We start from the raw sequence: 14,802 nt of genomic DNA on the forward strand, positions 1-14,802 counted from the left end.
GTTCTGTTCGCCGTCGGGGCTCGGGCTGCTGCCGCGCTACCAGCTGACACCTGACACCTGACCTGCACCGTGCCGTGGAGTGATCCCGCTTCCGTGGACAGCGAACCTGAGGTTCGCTGTCCATAGGGAAGGAGCGTCATGGGGTCAGCTCGCCGGAAGTTCACCCAGGAGTACAAATCCGAGGCAGTAAGGTTGGTGCTCGACTCGGGCCGGTCGGTGACCGAGGTCGCGAAGAGTCTGGGTATCCACGAGACCACGTTGGGAAACTGGGTGAAGAAGGCGAAGGAGAACGGCGAGACCGAGGAGCGGCCGCTGTCGGTGTCGGAGCGCGCGGAACTTGAGGAGCTCCGGAAGAAGTACGCGCAGGCGCAGATGGACATCGCCTTCCTAAAAAAAGCGGCGAGCTTCTTCGCGAGCGAGCAGAAGTAAAGTTCGAGTTCATCTCGATACACGCTCCGAAGAAGCCTGTGTCCGCCGACGGCGCGAACACCTTTCCCGTCGACTACATGTGCAAGAAACTCGACGTGTCCCGACAGGGCTACTATGCGTGGAAGAAACGCGGCCCGTCTCGGAGGGAGAAGGACGACGCCACCTTGTCGACCATGATCAGAGCTGTTTTCGACCGTCACGAGGGGCGGTACGGCGTGCGGCGGATCTTCCACGAGATCCGCCGCCAGGGCGTCGCCGTCGCCTACAAGCGGGTCCAGCGGCTGATGGCGACGATGGGCCTGGTCAGCGTGCATCCGCGTCCCCGCCGGCCGGTGACGACGGTGCAGGCCGCGGACTCCTCATCGCTGCCTGATCTTGTCGGCCAAGACTTCGCCGCGTCCGCACCGAACCAGTTGTGGTACGGCGACATAACATATATTCGCACCTGGGATGGCTGGGTGTACATGGCCTCCGTCATCGACGCGTTCTCTCGGAAGATCGTCGGCTGGGCGGTCGCCGATCACATGCGCACCGAACTCGTTCTCGACGCGCTTCGTATGGCCGTCACCCGCCGGCGGCCACCCGGCGGCGTCATATTCCACGCCGACCGAGGCGGTCAGTACACCAGCCGTGAGTTCGTCGCCTTCTGTCGCGACAACAACGTCCGAAACTCCGTCGGCCGTACCGGGATCTGTTTCGACAACGCCGCGGCGGAGTCCTTCTGGGCCACCCTCAAGAAGGAGTTCGTCCACCTCCACCCGTTCGATACCATAGACCGCGTCCGGGCGGGGATCTTCGAATATGTCGAGATCTACTACAACCGGCAGCGGTTGCACTCCTCGATCGGCTATCTCACGCCTGTCGAGTTCGAGGAAGAATTTGACGGACAAACACTTCGTGCTGCATAGTTAGGACTGTCCACGAAAGTGGGAACCCTCCACCGCACCGTGCGGCCGGTTCAGCGCACGCCGGACGGGATGGCCGCCGAGGGTGGGAAGTGGTCAGGGTGGCGACTTGACCGGGAGTTGGGGGATCTGTTCTGCTCGTCATGCCCAGCCGATGCACCGGGCCCAGTCGATGGACGCATGATGGACGCGGAGGAAGCCGGTGGGAATCTCCCCTGACATCGGCCGCCGGTCGCCCCGGTGGCCCGGGCTCGGCGGCCGGCGCCCTGTGGGGGCTGGCCATGGCATCACGGCCCCGCGCACTGAGCACCCGGTCACGCTAAGTCATCGCTCACACTGAGCCATCGCTCACACTGAGCCATCGCTCACGCCGCGTATCCGATCACGCCGAGCTGCTGATCACGTCACATAGTCCATCATGCCGCCAGTCGGTACCGGCCGGCGTGGCCTCCTCCTCGTGTCAGGGAGAACTCCCGTGTCCGGATGGTTCCGTGCCGTCGGGCTGCTCGCCGGCGCCGCGCTCGACGCCGCCCTCGCCGACCCGGCGCGGGGGCACCCGGTGGCGGCCTTCGGGACCGTTGCCAACCACACCGAACAGCTGCTCTACCGCGACAGCCGGGCCGCCGGGCTGGCCTACACCTGCGCGCTCGCCGGCGGCACCGTCGCCGTCGGCGCCCTGGCGCGCTCCGGGGTGACCAGGGCCGGCCACCGGCTCGGCTGCCCGCGGGCAGCCCCGGTGACGCTGACCACGGCGGCGACGTGGACGGTGCTGGGCGGGACATCCCTGCGCCGCCACGGCCGTCGCCTCGGCGGCGAGCTCCTGCGCGACAACCTGATCGCCGCCCGTGGCCGTCTGCCGTCGCTGTGCGGCCGGGACCCGGCCGTCCTCGACCGCGCCGGGCTGTCCCGGGCGGGGGTGGAGTCGCTGGCCGAGAACACCTCGGACGCGGTCGTCGGGCCGCTGCTGTGGGGGGCGCTCGGCGGTGTCCCGGGGCTGCTCGGCTACCGGGCGGTCAACACCCTGGACGCGCTGGTCGGCTACCGCAACACCCGCCACGCCCGCTTCGGCTGGGCCTCGGCCCGCCTGGACGATCTCGCGAACCTGCTGCCGTCCCGCGTCGCCGGGCTGCTGGCCTGCGCGTGCGCGCCAGTCGTCGGCGGCTCGGCCGTCGACGCCTTCTGGGTGATGCGCCGGGACGGCCGCAGCCATCCCAGCCCGAACGCCGGCCAGGTGGAGGCGGCGTTCGCCGGCGCGCTCGGGCTGCGCCTCGGCGGGACGCTGCGCTACCACCACGGGGTGGAGCACCGGCCGGTGATGGGCTATGGCCGGCCGGCCGTACCCGCCGACCTGGAACGGGCCGCGGTCCTCTCCGCCGCGGTCAGCGGCTGCGCGCTGGTGCTGTCCGCCGGCGTCGCCGTGGCCGCGGCGGCGGCCCGGTCGGCGCTGGGCTCGGCACGAGTCTCCAGACACACTTCCGCACGGGCCTCCACATGGGCCACCGCCCGGCCCCGCCGGCGGGGCCGGCGGTGAGCGGGGGAGCGTTGCTGGTCGCCGGGACGACGTCGGACGCGGGCAAGAGCGTGGTCACCGCCGGGCTGTGTCGCTGGCTCGCCCGCGAAGGGGTGCGGGTCGCGCCGTTCAAGGCGCAGAACATGGCGCTGAACTCGGTGGTGACCGCGGACGGCGCGGAGATCGGCCGCGCCCAGGCGATGCAGGCCGCCGCCGCCGGGGTCGAACCGGAGGCGGCGATGAACCCGGTGCTGCTCAAACCCGGAAGCGACCGGCACAGCCAGCTCGTCGTTCTCGGCCGGCCCGTCGCCGAGGTCGACGCGCTGGGCTACCGCCCGTACAAGGCGCGGCTGGCCGGCATCGTCACGGACTGCCTGGCCGACCTGCGCGGCCGGTTCGACGCGGTGATCTGCGAGGGCGCCGGCTCGCCCGCGGAGATCAACCTGCGGGACACCGACATCGCGAACATGGGCCTGGCCCGGGCCGCGAACCTGCCGGTGCTCGTCGTCGGCGACATCGACCGCGGCGGGGTGTTCGCCGCGCTGTTCGGCACCCTCGCGCTGCTCGACGCCGGCGACCAGGCGCTGGTCGCCGGCTGGATCGTCAACAAGTTCCGCGGCGACCCCCGGCTGCTCGAGCCCGGGCTGCGCCAGCTCGAGCGACTCACCGGCCGTCCGGTGCACGGGGTGCTGCCGTGGCGCTCCGGACTGTGGCTGGACGTCGAGGACTCCCTGGACCTCGCCTCCTATCCGGCCTACCCGGACGCGGACGGCGCGGACACACACGGCGCCACCGACACCGGTGGCGCCGACAGCCGTGGTGGCGGTACCGGTGCCACCAGCCACACGGGGGACGTCCTGCGGGTGGCGGTGATCCGGCTGCCGCGGCTGTCCAACGTCACCGACATCGACGCGCTGCGGGCCGAGCCCGGGGTGCTGGTGGGCTTCGCGACCCGCCCCGACGATCTCACCGACGCCGATCTGGTGGTCGTTCCCGGGACCAGGGCGACCGTCGGCGACCTCGGCTGGCTGCGCCGGCGCGGCCTGGACGCCGCCCTGCGCGCCCGGGCCGCGCGGGGCCGGCCGCTGCTGGGGATCTGCGGCGGCTACCAGATGCTCGGCCGGCGCATCGACGACCCGGTCGAATCCGGCGCCGGCACGGTCGACGGCCTCGGCCTGCTGCCGGTGACCACCACCTTCGCCCCCGACAAGCTGCTCGGCCGCCGTACCGGAACCACCCCCGACGGCCTGACCGTGACCGGCTACGAGATCCGCCACGGCCGGCTCACCGTCCACGACACCGGGCCGCTCGCGAGGCCCGCGGGTGGGCCGGTGAGGGGAAACGCCGGGGGGCCGGCCGTCGAGCCGTTCGCCGCGGACGGGGTGCGCGCCGGCGCGGTCGCCGGCACGAGCTGGCACGGGCTGCTGGAGAACGACGAGTTCCGCCGGGAGTTCCTCGTCGACGTGGCGGCCCGCGCCGGACGCTCGTTCACCCCGGCCCGCACCTGTTTCGCCGACGTCCGCCGCCGCCGTCTGGACATCCTCGGCGACCTGGTCGCGGACCATCTCGACACCGCGGCCGTCCGCCGACTGCTCGAGGGCGGCCCGCCGGCCAGCCTGCCCTTCGTCCCGCCGGGGGCGCCGAGGTGACAGCGGCCATCGCCTCCGGTCACCGGATGGTGCCGCGGATGCCGGCCCACCGCCCGTCCGGAGAAATGGCGGCCGATGACCGTTGCGGTCGGGTCGACATGACCTGAGGAGACCGCGCTTCTTCCAGGCCGGGCCGCCGGCCGGTGATCGGCCGCCTCCTGATCTGTCGGTGATCCGTCGGTAGGGTCCCCGCCATCTGTTTCCCGTCACAGCGTCAGACGTTGTATACCGGTCTGGCCGGGAACAAGCAGGATCCGCGGGGGCGGTCAGACCTGTCCGGGTAATGGCCATCCGGGTGGACGAAAGGCTCGGAACAGGCTCTCAAGGGGGTACTGAGCTTGTCGAACGACCCGTGGTGGCGCAATCCCAATATCGTCGTTCCCTCACTCGTGGGCCTGCTGACGGCGGTGATAGGGCCGCTGGTGGCCATGGCCCTCACCGGCAGCGCGACGGTGAAGCCCCCGCCGCAGCCCCCGACCTCGACCGCGCCGTACACCGACACGCCCACACCCACGCCGACCAGGACCCGCACCCCGACCCCGAGCCCGGTCCGCACGACGGCGACGGCCCGTCCGCCGTGCACGGTGGGTACGGCGTCACCGTCCCTCGACACCGATCAGGCGGCCATCTGCACCCTGCTGCGCAGCAGCCTGATCGATCGTCGCTCCTGCCACAGCCGTCCCGATCTGGAGTCGGTGGCTCCCTGGAACGCCCTGAGCGCGATCACGTGTGAGACCGCCGCGGACTCCACCAAGGTCCAGCTCCTGCGGTACCGGACCGTCGCGGACATGAACGCGTACCTGGACCGCGCCGCCGGCTCCGTCAACGGCCTCGGCAACTGCAAGGACGGCCAGGAGTCGAACACCACCTGGCACACGTCCTCCAGCGGGACGCTGGGCCGCAAGGTGTGTATTTTTCTCAGTAACGGCAAGTTCCAGATCAACTGGGCGTTCGACACGGAACGTGTCGTGGTGGTGCGTGAAGATCCGTCAGCCGTCTCCGCAGCCTCCTGGTGGGACAAGAACGCCTGCCTGCTCACAAGCTGCTGATCGCGGAAAATACTGAACGCGCGGCGTGACCTGGATCCCCTGCCCGCGTTGCGCGTTTCCCATCCTGGTGTCCGGCCTGTTGTTTCCGTTGTTTTCCGGGTCCCGGCCGCCGGCCAGCCAGGGCGGCCGCCGAGGCCCAGGTCCGGCGGAACAGCCCCCGAGCCGTCCCAGACGATTACAGTATGCCGTTGGTATGCCGTTGGTCGACCGGATTGCGAGGGTCAGCATGCGGTCCGGGGCCAGGGCGTGTCGACCATCCGCGTTCGCGTGCCGCACCCCTTCGCCTGCTGATCCTTTCTTCTCCTCGGGAGTATCGACGTGACACGTCCTGGCAGCGAGCCGGTGATCGTTCTGCTGTCCACCGCCGACACCGAACTGTTGGCGGCCCGGGCCAGCGGGATGCCGTGGCGGGTGGCGAACCCGGCCCGGCTCGCCGCCGAGGGCGTCCCAGACCTGCTGCGGGGCGCGGACGCGGTGGTCGTCCGGCTGCTCGGGGGGCAGCGAGCATGGCCGGACGGCCTGGCCGCGGCGCTCGCCGCCGGCCTGCCCGCGGTCGTCCTTGGCGGGGAGGCGCTGCCCGACGCCGACCTGATGCGCCGCTCCACCGTGCCGGCCGGCGTCGCCACCGAGGCGCTGGCCTACCTGGTGGAGGGCGGTACCGCGAACCTCGCCGAGCTGTACCGCTTCCTCGCCGACACGCTGCTGCTGACCGGGTTCGGGTTCACCCCGCCCACGCCGATGCCCGCCGCCGGGGTGCACGGCACACGCACGGTGAAGACGGACCGCCCCACCGTCGGTGTCGTGTTCTACCGGGCGCACGCGACGTCCGGGAACACCGCCTTCGTGGACGTGCTGTGCGACGCGCTGGAGACGCGCGGGGTCAATGCCCGGCCGGTGTTCGCCGCCTCCCTGCGCGGGCTGGGCTCGGCCTCCGACGACGTCCTCCCGCTGCTGGCCGGGGTGGACGCGCTGATCGTGACGGTGCTCGCGGCCGGCGGCACCCGCCCGGCGGACGCGTCCGCCGGCGGGGACGAGGAGGCGTGGGACATCGGCGCGCTCGCCGCACTCGACATACCCGTGCTTCAGGGCCTGTGCCTGACGTCGTCGCGGGCGCAGTGGGCGGGCAGCGACGCGGGGCTGTCGCCGATGGACGCGGCCATGCAGGTCGCGATCCCCGAGTTCGACGGCCGGATCATCACCGTGCCGTTCTCGTTCAAGGAGTCCGGGCCGGACGGGGTACCCGGCTATGTGGCCGATCCCGAGCGCGCCGCCCGGCTGGCCGGGACCGCCGCCCGGCTGGCCCGGCTGCGGCACGTCCCGAACGCCGAGAAGAAGATCGCGCTGGTGCTGTCGTCGTACCCGACCAAGCACGCCCGGGTCGGCAACGCCGTGGGCCTGGACACCCCGGCCTCCGCTGTCCGGCTGCTGGCCGCGCTGCGGGCCGCCGGCTACGACCTGGGCGAGGACGGGCCGGGCGGACGGCCGGTCCCCACCGACGGGGACACGCTCATCCACACCCTCATCGCCGCCGGCGGGCACGACGTCGAGTGGCTGACCGAACAGCAGCTCGCGGCCGCCCCGGCACGGGTGCCGGCGAGCGTGTACCGGCGCTGGTTCGACGCGCTGCCGGCGTCCCTGCGCGAGGGGATGCTCCAACACTGGGGTGAGCCGCCCGGCAGCCTCTACGTCGACCCTCCAGCGGTCACTCCCGGTGATATTCCCGGCAGCGCTGGCGGCGGCCTGCTGCGGCCCGCGGACGGAGACGGGCGGGAGCCCGCGATCGTGCTGGCCGCGCTGCGGTTCGGCAACGTCCTGCTCATGATCCAGCCGCCGCGGGGGTTCGGGGAGAACCCGGTGGCGATCTACCACGATCCGGACCTGCCGCCGTCCCACCACTACCTGGCCGCCTACCGCTGGCTGGACGAGGAGTTCGGCGCGGACGCGGTCGTGCACCTGGGCAAACACGGCACGCTGGAGTGGCTGCCCGGCAAGGGCCTCGGCCTGTCGGCGGGGTGCGCGCCGGACGCGGTCCTCGGCGACCTGCCGCTGGTCTACCCCTTCCTGGTCAACGATCCCGGGGAGGGCACGCAGGCCAAGCGCCGGGCGCACGCGGTCATCGTCGACCATCTGGTGCCGCCGCTGGCCCGCGCCGACACCTACGGTGACATGGCCCGGCTGGAACAGCTCCTGGACGAGCACGCCACCCTGGCCGCGCTCGACCCGGCCAAGCTGCCGGCGGTCCGGGCGCAGATCTGGACGCTCATCCAGGCCGCCCAGCTCCACCACGATCTCGGGCTGGACGAGCGTCCCGGCGACGACGACTTCGACAACTTCCTGCTGCATGTCGACGGATACCTCTGCGAGGTGAAGGACACCCAGATCCGCGACGGCCTGCACATCCTCGGCGCCGCCCCGGCCGGTGACGCGCGGGTGAACCTGGTGCTGGCGATCCTGCGGGCGTCGCAGGTGTGGGGCGGCACGGCGGGGGCGCTGCCGGGTCTGCGGGCCGCGCTCGGTCTGGTCGAGGGCGGCGGTGCCGCGCGGGTGGAGGTCGACGGTTTCGAGGCGGCCGCCCGCGCGCTCGTCGCCGGCATGGATGCCACGGGCTGGGACCCGGCCGCGGCGGCCGGGGTGTGCGCGGACGTCCTCACGGACGGCGGGGCCAGCGGTGGCGCCGCCGGTCCCGGTTACACCGAGGTCGAGCGGGTGCTCGCGTTCGCCGCCACCGAGGTGGTGCCGCGCCTGGACCGGACCTCCGACGAGATCACCAACGTGCTCCGGGCGCTGGGCGGCGGGTTCGTGCCGCCCGGGCCGTCCGGCTCGCCCACCCGGGGGCTGGTGGGCGTGCTGCCGACCGGGCGGAACTTCTACTCGGTCGACCCGAAGGCGATCCCGTCCCGGCTGGCCTGGGAGACCGGCCGGGCGCTCGCCGACTCGCTGCTGGCCCGCCATCTCGCCGACACCGGCTCCTACCCGGCCTCGGTGGGCCTGACCGTCTGGGGCACCTCCGCCATGCGCACGCAGGGTGACGACATCGCGGAGGTGCTGGCGCTGCTCGGCTGCCGGCCGACCTGGGACGACGCCTCCCGGCGGGTGACCGGCTTCGAGGTGGTGCCCCTGTCGGAGCTCGGCCGGCCCCGGGTGGACGTGGTGGTGCGGATCTCCGGTTTCTTCCGGGACGCCTTCCCGCACGTGATCGCCCTGCTCGACGACGCGATCACCACCGTTGCCGGGCTCGACGACGAGGCCGACGCCGACAACCTGCTCGCCGCGCACGTCCGCGCCGACCTCGCCCACGACGGCGCCGCCCACGGCGACCGGCGGCGAGCGACCAGCCGGATCTTCGGCTCGAAGCCGGGGGCGTACGGCGCCGGGCTGCTGCCCCTGATCGACTCGCGGGAGTGGCGCTCGGACGCCGACCTCGCCGAGGTGTACGCGGTCTGGGGCGGCTACGCCTACGGCCGCGGCCTCGACGGCCGTCAGGCACGCGCCGACATGGAGCAGGCGTTCCGCCGCATCCAGGTGGCGGTGAAGAACGCCGACACCCGCGAGCACGACCTGGTCGACTCCGACGACTACTTCCAGTACCACGGCGGGATGGTGGCGGCGGTGCGGGCGCTCACCGGCGCGTCCCCGGCCGCCTACATCGGGGACAGCGCCGTACCGGACGCGGTGCGCACCCGCACCCTGCGGGAGGAGACCCACCGGGTCTTCCGCGCCCGGGTGGTCAACCCGCGGTGGATCGCGGCGATGCGCCGGCACGGCTACAAGGGCGCGTTCGAGCTGGCCGCGACCGTGGACTACCTGTTCGGCTACGACGCCACCGCCGGTGTCGTCCAGGACTGGATGTACGAGTCGCTGGCCGCCTCCTACGTCTTCGACCCGGAAACCCGCGACTTCATGCGGGCGTCCAACCCGTGGGCGCTGCGCGGCATCGCCGAACGCCTGCTGGAGGCCGCCGACCGCGGACTGTGGGAGAAACCGGACCCCGTCACCCTCGACGGCCTCCGCCAGACCTACCTCGACCTCGAAGGCGATCTCGAGGGCTCCGGCGAAGATCCCAGCCTCTGACGTGCTCTGCCGCCGACCGGGAAAGCGCGGCCGGTAACCGAGTTCCGCCTGGAATCCTGAACGGATGGTTGATGCCGCTGGCGCATGGGTCCGCGGGCCGCCCGGTGTCGTGGGCGGCCCGCGGTTTTCTCTCCCCGCCATCCGCCGGAAAAGTGCCGGTGCGCGTCGGCGGTCTCATGCGCGATGTCCCGGCCGTGGGATTCCTGCGGGCGCCGTTGTGGCCGGCACGAGCCAGCCGACGGCTGACTATCCCACCGGCCTTCCCGGTGGACGAACGGGGTCCTTCACCAGGCTCCCAGCACCGTGGGGGCCGGCGGCTTCCGCCTACTTGTAGGACTTGTCCTGGTGGAACTTGCCGTGGCCGTCGTACCAGCCGTGGCCGTCGTACCATTTGCCGTGGTCGTACCAGCCGTGGCCGTCGTACCAGCCGTGGTCGTAGCTCTTATAGTCGTAGTTCTTGAAGCCATACTCCGCATGGCCGTATTTGCCGTGGTCGTACCCGCTCCCGTACGACTTGTCGAAGTGGCCCGTTGACGGAGCCGCCTGGGCGGCCGCCGGGGCGAACAGGACGGCCGAGAGGGCCACGCCCACCGCGGGCAGCAGGTACAGGGGCTTTTTCACGAGCGTCATTTCGTTTCCCTTCATGGTCGGCCGGTAAGCCGATGACTCAAGGACCGGCGCCCTGTCCCAGGATGCCCGGCCGGCGTGTGACGGTAAACATTGCCATCTTCACCCGATTTTCTGACGGGGCGTGACGGTGGCGGATGCGGTTCCACCGGCCAGCCGTTAGCATTCCCGTCCCGCCCGTCACGGCGAACGCTTTCGGGAGCAATCGGGGAACCGGCGGCGCTGGTTCCCCGTGAAAGCACCGGCCAATACGACGGCCCGCCACCAGCCAAACGGCGCGCGGTCCCGGGTCGGCGTGGGCCTCGGCCGTGTGGCGCCACTCGGCGAGCGCCTGGGCAACCGACGCCATGTTTTGTTCACCCTTTTCGTCCCGTGGACGACTTCATCCCGTGGACGGCTGGGACGGGCGTGTCGGGCGGCGGCCGCGTCGGCGCGGGCGTGGTGTGACGCCCGGTTCGCGGATGCCGCGATGGTCGAGCATGAGCGCGAACGGGCGGCCGGGCGCCTGCCCGGCCATCGCGCGCTCGACACGGGCGAGGAGATCGTCGAAACGTGACGCGCGCAGGACCTCGGCGGAGGGCAGGAGCGCCCACCATCTGTCACCATCGGCACTTTGACCGAATATGACCACCGGCGGCTCTGTCATGACGACAACATTGCCGGCCGTCCGCGGACGACCGGCGGCAACAGAGTAAACATACGGTTACGTACAGCCATGCGACCGAATGGCAACGCCCAGTGTCCGGGCCTGCCGTCACACCCGTCCGCGGCGTTGCCGCACAAACCCGGCAACGGACATCGGGCAGCGGGCAGCGGGCAGCGGGCAGCCCATGATGTCGGCGGCGATCAGTGACGTACGGGACGGCAGGGTTCTGCTGTCGGCCGCGCCTGGTCCCGCGATCGCCCGTACGTCTCCCATGTGGAGGGTGGTGCCGCACCGCGAGCAGGTTGGGACCGCCTCGGCCACCTGGCCGCAGGTCTCGTGCACGAGCTGGACGGGCGGGCCCGCGGGAGACACAGCCCAACGGTCGCCCGCGCGGTTCGCCACCGGATCCGCCGTGGTCAGCATGATCCGTCAGATCGGTATCGCTGTCGGTGTCGCCGTGCTGGGCGCCCTGGACGGGCCGCGGGCGCGGCTGGCCGGTTTTCAGCACGGCTGGTACGTCATCGCCGCGATCTCCCTGGCTGGCGGGCTGCTTGCGCTGGCGCTACCCAGCCCCGCCCCGGGTACAGGACCGCCGCCGCACCCGGGCAGAGCGCACCCGGCGCCACACGGCCGGCGGCACCGCCTCCGTCAGCGTTGGTTGAGATTCGTTGCCGGCCAGGTTCCGGCCGCGCCGGCGAAGGCCGCCGCCTCGCCCGGTGTTCCGTCAGGAACGATACCGGCGCGGGCGGCCAGCGCGACCGCCTCCAGCCCGGAATGGACCTCAAGCTTGCCGAGCAGATTCTGGACGTGGGTGCGTACGGTGTTCGAGGACAGGAACAGCTGGGCGGCGATGGCGCCGCGATCGAGCCCGTTCACCATGCACTGCAGGATCTGCCGTTCACGGCGGGTGAGAGCGGCGAGTTTCCGCTGCGCGGGGGACGGCTGCGCCGACCGTGCCAGCTCGGTGAGAACGGCTCCCAACAGGGGCGGCGGAAACCAGCTCTCACCGTCACGGATACCTCGCACCACGGATATCAGATGGTGCAGATCCAGCCGTTTCGGCACCCACGAACGTACTCCGGCGCGTACCGCGGCAATGGCCAGAGATGGGTCGTCCAGATCGGTCACAATGACTGTTGGCAGCCGTTCACACAGCCGCCGCAGCCACCTGACGAGTTCGACCGCATCCGCCGCGAGAAGTTCCACGTCAAGTAGGAGAACGTCCACCTGACGCAGGTCCAGAATCCTGTTCGCCAGCTCCGTGCTGGGCACCGTGTCCACCACCGTGAAATCGTTCTCGACACGTAAGGCGGCGGCGATGACATCACTGAAGGCGCGCTGGGAATCGGCGATCAGTAGCCGGCTCGGTCGCATGCTGGACATGTACCGTCCAGGTACTTTGAGTACACCTCCGACGCACCTCGGATCAGCCTCCGGAAGTCACCCCCCGGGAGTCAGCCGGCGCGGTCCAGCAGACCGGACCTGGCCGCCAGCGCGGCGGCCTCCAGTCGGCTGTGCACGCCGAGTTTGGTGAGCACATTCTGGATGTGCGAACGCGCCGTGTTCACCGTGATGCCGAGATCCGCCGCGAGAACGGCGGTGCTCTGCCCTCGGCCGAGCCGGCCGAGCACGTCCCGTTCCCGGCTGGTCAGCAGGGTGGCGACGGTTGCCCGCGCGGCAGGGCGGCGGGGGGCGCGTGTACCTTGCGTAACAGCGCACACATCGGTCATTGTCTTTCCACGGCCGACACGTTCCGCGATCGCGATGACCCGTTCGATGCCCTGCGTCTTGGACGCGACCCCGCCGGCGCCGGCCCGAATGGCGGCACCGACTGCCGCGGCGTCGGTGGAACCGGTGAGCAGCAACAGGTTTGTCGCCGGTGCCAGTCCGGCGAGGGAACGGATCAGATCCAGGCCGTCGCCGTCCGGGAAACCGAGGTCGATCATCCCCAGGTCGGGCCGATGACGTCGGATCGCGCTTTCGGCGTCGGCGGTGGTGAAAGCCACGGCGCACACCGTCCAGCCGCGCGTGGCCAGCACCGTCGCCATGCCCTCGGCGAACATGCGGTGGTCGTCGCAGAGAACCACTCTCACGGCATGCCCCGACAGGTACTCCGGGCCGGGCCGGCCGACATCGCCGTCATGATTCCCCCGTATCTCTGACACGTTCGTCCGACGCCGTTTCGTCCGGCATTGTCGTCAGCTGACTTCCTTCGGCATCTTTCTTCGGCGACCGGCGTCTCCTCCTCGACAGCCGGTGTCCTCGCCCGGCAACGAGGACCGACTGACTCGTACCCGGCCACGGCGACGGTATTCCTCATGCACTCCGCGGCACATCACACAGCGTCGGCGACGTGACGCGCGGACGGGACCATCAGGAATCGCTGCTGGTGGTGACCGCACCGACGCGGCACGCCCCGTCCCAGGACGGTGCCCGTCGGGCACGGCGGTGGAATCAACCGGGATTCGGCGGGCATCACCATCGGCATCGGCCCCCGCACGCGTTCCGACATATCCCAGCGGACGGTGAAAAGGGTGGTTCCCGCAGTTGTGGAGCAACCATTTGTACTGACTCCACGCGCTTCACCGGGTCGTTACCGCGATAACACCGATATGGGCACCGTAACGGTCTTGTTCGGATTTTGGACTACCGGGAGCGAACTGTTACGGTGCCTCCGCCCGGGGGGGTGGTCGTACCCATAAGGAAGTAACATGCCCAATAATCACCTGTTCATGCCGGCCGATTCCGTGCCGGCCGATTCCGTACCGGTGGATCCTGTGCCGGTCGGTGCGCCGGTCGGTTCCGTGCCGGTCAGGCCGCCCGACCTACGGCCCAGGCCGCGGCGGCCGCGGCGGCGGCCCGCCGCGCTGATACCGGTCCTGCTGGCGCTGCTGGCAGGCGCCGGTCTCCAGGCCTGCCAGCAGCCGCAGCTGCCGACGCCCACCCCGCCCACCCCGCCGTCCCCCTCGGCCACCGCACCGGCACCGGCGCTCTACTCGCCGACGAGCCTGTGGAACACCCTGGTCCCACCGGACACGGGAGCCGACGCGAACTCGGCCACGATGCTGCGCACGGTCGTCGAGGCCGCGCGGGCGCAGGGCTTCGTGATCGCGGTCAGGGAGTGGTCGAGGCCGCTGCACTACGCCGACGCAACCACCCCGCGCCACACCGTCACGCTGACCGCCCCGTGGGCGCCGGCATCGACGATCTCCGGCGTCCCGATCCCCGCGCACACCGTGCCCGACCCGGCCGGCGACGGCCACATGGTGATCATTGACCGTTCGACCGGGTGCGAGTACGACTTCTGGCAGGCGGTACGCAACGCCGACGGCGGATGGTCGGCCTCCTGGGCGAACGCGACCTCCACGGCCGGGCCGGGCTGGTACCCCCGCGGCCTGTCGGCGACCGGTTCGGGCGCGGCCGGCGCCGCGGGGGTGATCCGCCCCGAGGAACTGCGGGACGGCGAGATCAGGCACGCCCTGTTCTTCGCCTACCCGCAGACGAGGGCGGGTGCTCCCGTCCTGCCGGCCACCGAAGCCGACGGTACGAGCACGAACGTCGGCGCGATCCCCGAGGGCGCGCGCCTCCAGCTCGACCCCGGCGTGGACCTGTCCACCCTCGGTCTCAACCAGTACGAAATGATCATTGCTCGCGCGCTCCAGCGGTACGGGATGATCCTCGGCGACACCGGCGGCGGCGTCGGTCTCGTCGCGCAGAACCCGCTGTCGACCACGGTGCCCTACCCCTGGGGGGACCAGACATATGTCGGCCTGCCGCAGAGCCTGCTCACCCACATGCGGGTACTCACTCTCGGTGAACCGAACGACAACGCCACCTCCATCGAGCCGACCCCCTGCGCCACCCTGCGCTAGGCATGTTCGACACGTGATTATTCGGTGACGTGGCTGGCCTGGGC

The 14,802-nt window shown here is 71.1% G+C and carries 12 protein-coding genes; 7 read left to right on the plus strand and 5 right to left on the minus strand.

The features are described from left to right. Positions 1-138: 138 nt before the first annotated feature. The 6 genes from FSYMDG_RS28375 (at position 139) to cobN (ending at position 9,613) form a co-directional block, all read left to right on the plus strand. Positions 139-429, plus strand: coding sequence for a transposase (locus tag FSYMDG_RS28375; protein ID WP_043602641.1), 291 nt, complete (start codon positions 139-141; stop codon positions 427-429). A gap of 17 nt (positions 430-446) precedes the next feature. Continuing rightward, positions 447-1,337 carry an IS3 family transposase gene (locus FSYMDG_RS11330; protein ID WP_237703101.1) on the plus strand — a complete coding sequence of 297 codons (891 nt, stop codon included), beginning with the start codon at positions 447-449 and terminating at the stop codon, positions 1,335-1,337. Positions 1,338-1,809: 472 nt separating this feature from the next. Further along, positions 1,810-2,865, plus strand: a complete 1,056-nt coding sequence (locus FSYMDG_RS11335; protein ID WP_013873628.1) for a cobalamin biosynthesis protein — start codon at positions 1,810-1,812, stop codon at positions 2,863-2,865. Then, positions 2,826-4,493 carry a cobyric acid synthase gene (locus FSYMDG_RS11340; RefSeq protein ID WP_050803480.1) on the plus strand — a complete coding sequence of 556 codons (1,668 nt, stop codon included), beginning with the start codon at positions 2,826-2,828 and terminating at the stop codon, positions 4,491-4,493. Before FSYMDG_RS11335 ends, FSYMDG_RS11340 begins: the two co-directional genes overlap by 40 nt. 338 nt (positions 4,494-4,831) lie before the next feature. Further along, positions 4,832-5,542, plus strand: coding sequence for a hypothetical protein (locus tag FSYMDG_RS11350; RefSeq protein ID WP_013873630.1), 711 nt, complete (start codon positions 4,832-4,834; stop codon positions 5,540-5,542). A 399-nt stretch (positions 5,543-5,941) separates the two neighbouring features. Continuing rightward, the gene (gene cobN, locus FSYMDG_RS11355; RefSeq protein WP_050803767.1) at positions 5,942-9,613 is read left to right on the plus strand and encodes a cobaltochelatase subunit CobN; all 3,672 of its coding nucleotides are present in this window, start codon (positions 5,942-5,944) and stop codon (positions 9,611-9,613) included. A 324-nt stretch (positions 9,614-9,937) separates the two neighbouring features. On the opposite strand, the gene FSYMDG_RS11360 is transcribed toward cobN, so the two are convergent. From FSYMDG_RS11360 to FSYMDG_RS11375, 5 genes are all read right to left on the minus strand, one after another. Continuing rightward, on the minus strand, positions 9,938-10,243 hold the full coding sequence (locus FSYMDG_RS11360; RefSeq protein WP_043603497.1) for a hypothetical protein: 306 nt from the start codon (positions 10,241-10,243) through the stop codon (positions 9,938-9,940). Positions 10,244-10,622: 379 nt separating this feature from the next. After that, positions 10,623-10,886 (minus strand): hypothetical protein, encoded by a 264-nt coding sequence (locus FSYMDG_RS26130; protein ID WP_131772481.1) that lies wholly within the window; start codon positions 10,884-10,886, stop codon positions 10,623-10,625. 108 nt (positions 10,887-10,994) lie between these two features. Further along, the gene (locus FSYMDG_RS23075) at positions 10,995-11,309 is read right to left on the minus strand and encodes a hypothetical protein (RefSeq protein WP_050803481.1); all 315 of its coding nucleotides are present in this window, start codon (positions 11,307-11,309) and stop codon (positions 10,995-10,997) included. Between the two features lie 225 nt (positions 11,310-11,534). After that, the gene (locus tag FSYMDG_RS11370; protein ID WP_013873633.1) at positions 11,535-12,269 is read right to left on the minus strand and encodes a response regulator transcription factor; all 735 of its coding nucleotides are present in this window, start codon (positions 12,267-12,269) and stop codon (positions 11,535-11,537) included. A 71-nt stretch (positions 12,270-12,340) separates the two neighbouring features. After that, positions 12,341-12,979: a response regulator transcription factor gene (locus FSYMDG_RS11375; protein WP_131773968.1), complete on the minus strand. Its 639-nt coding sequence runs from the start codon at positions 12,977-12,979 to the stop codon at positions 12,341-12,343. A gap of 618 nt (positions 12,980-13,597) precedes the next feature. Between FSYMDG_RS11375 and FSYMDG_RS23080 the strand changes: the two genes are divergently transcribed. Continuing rightward, positions 13,598-14,758: a hypothetical protein gene (locus FSYMDG_RS23080; protein WP_013873635.1), complete on the plus strand. Its 1,161-nt coding sequence runs from the start codon at positions 13,598-13,600 to the stop codon at positions 14,756-14,758. Positions 14,759-14,802 lie beyond the last annotated feature (44 nt).

The organism is Candidatus Protofrankia datiscae (assembly GCF_000177615.2).
GTDB classification, from domain to species: domain Bacteria; phylum Actinomycetota; class Actinomycetes; order Frankiales; family Frankiaceae; genus Protofrankia; species Protofrankia coriariae.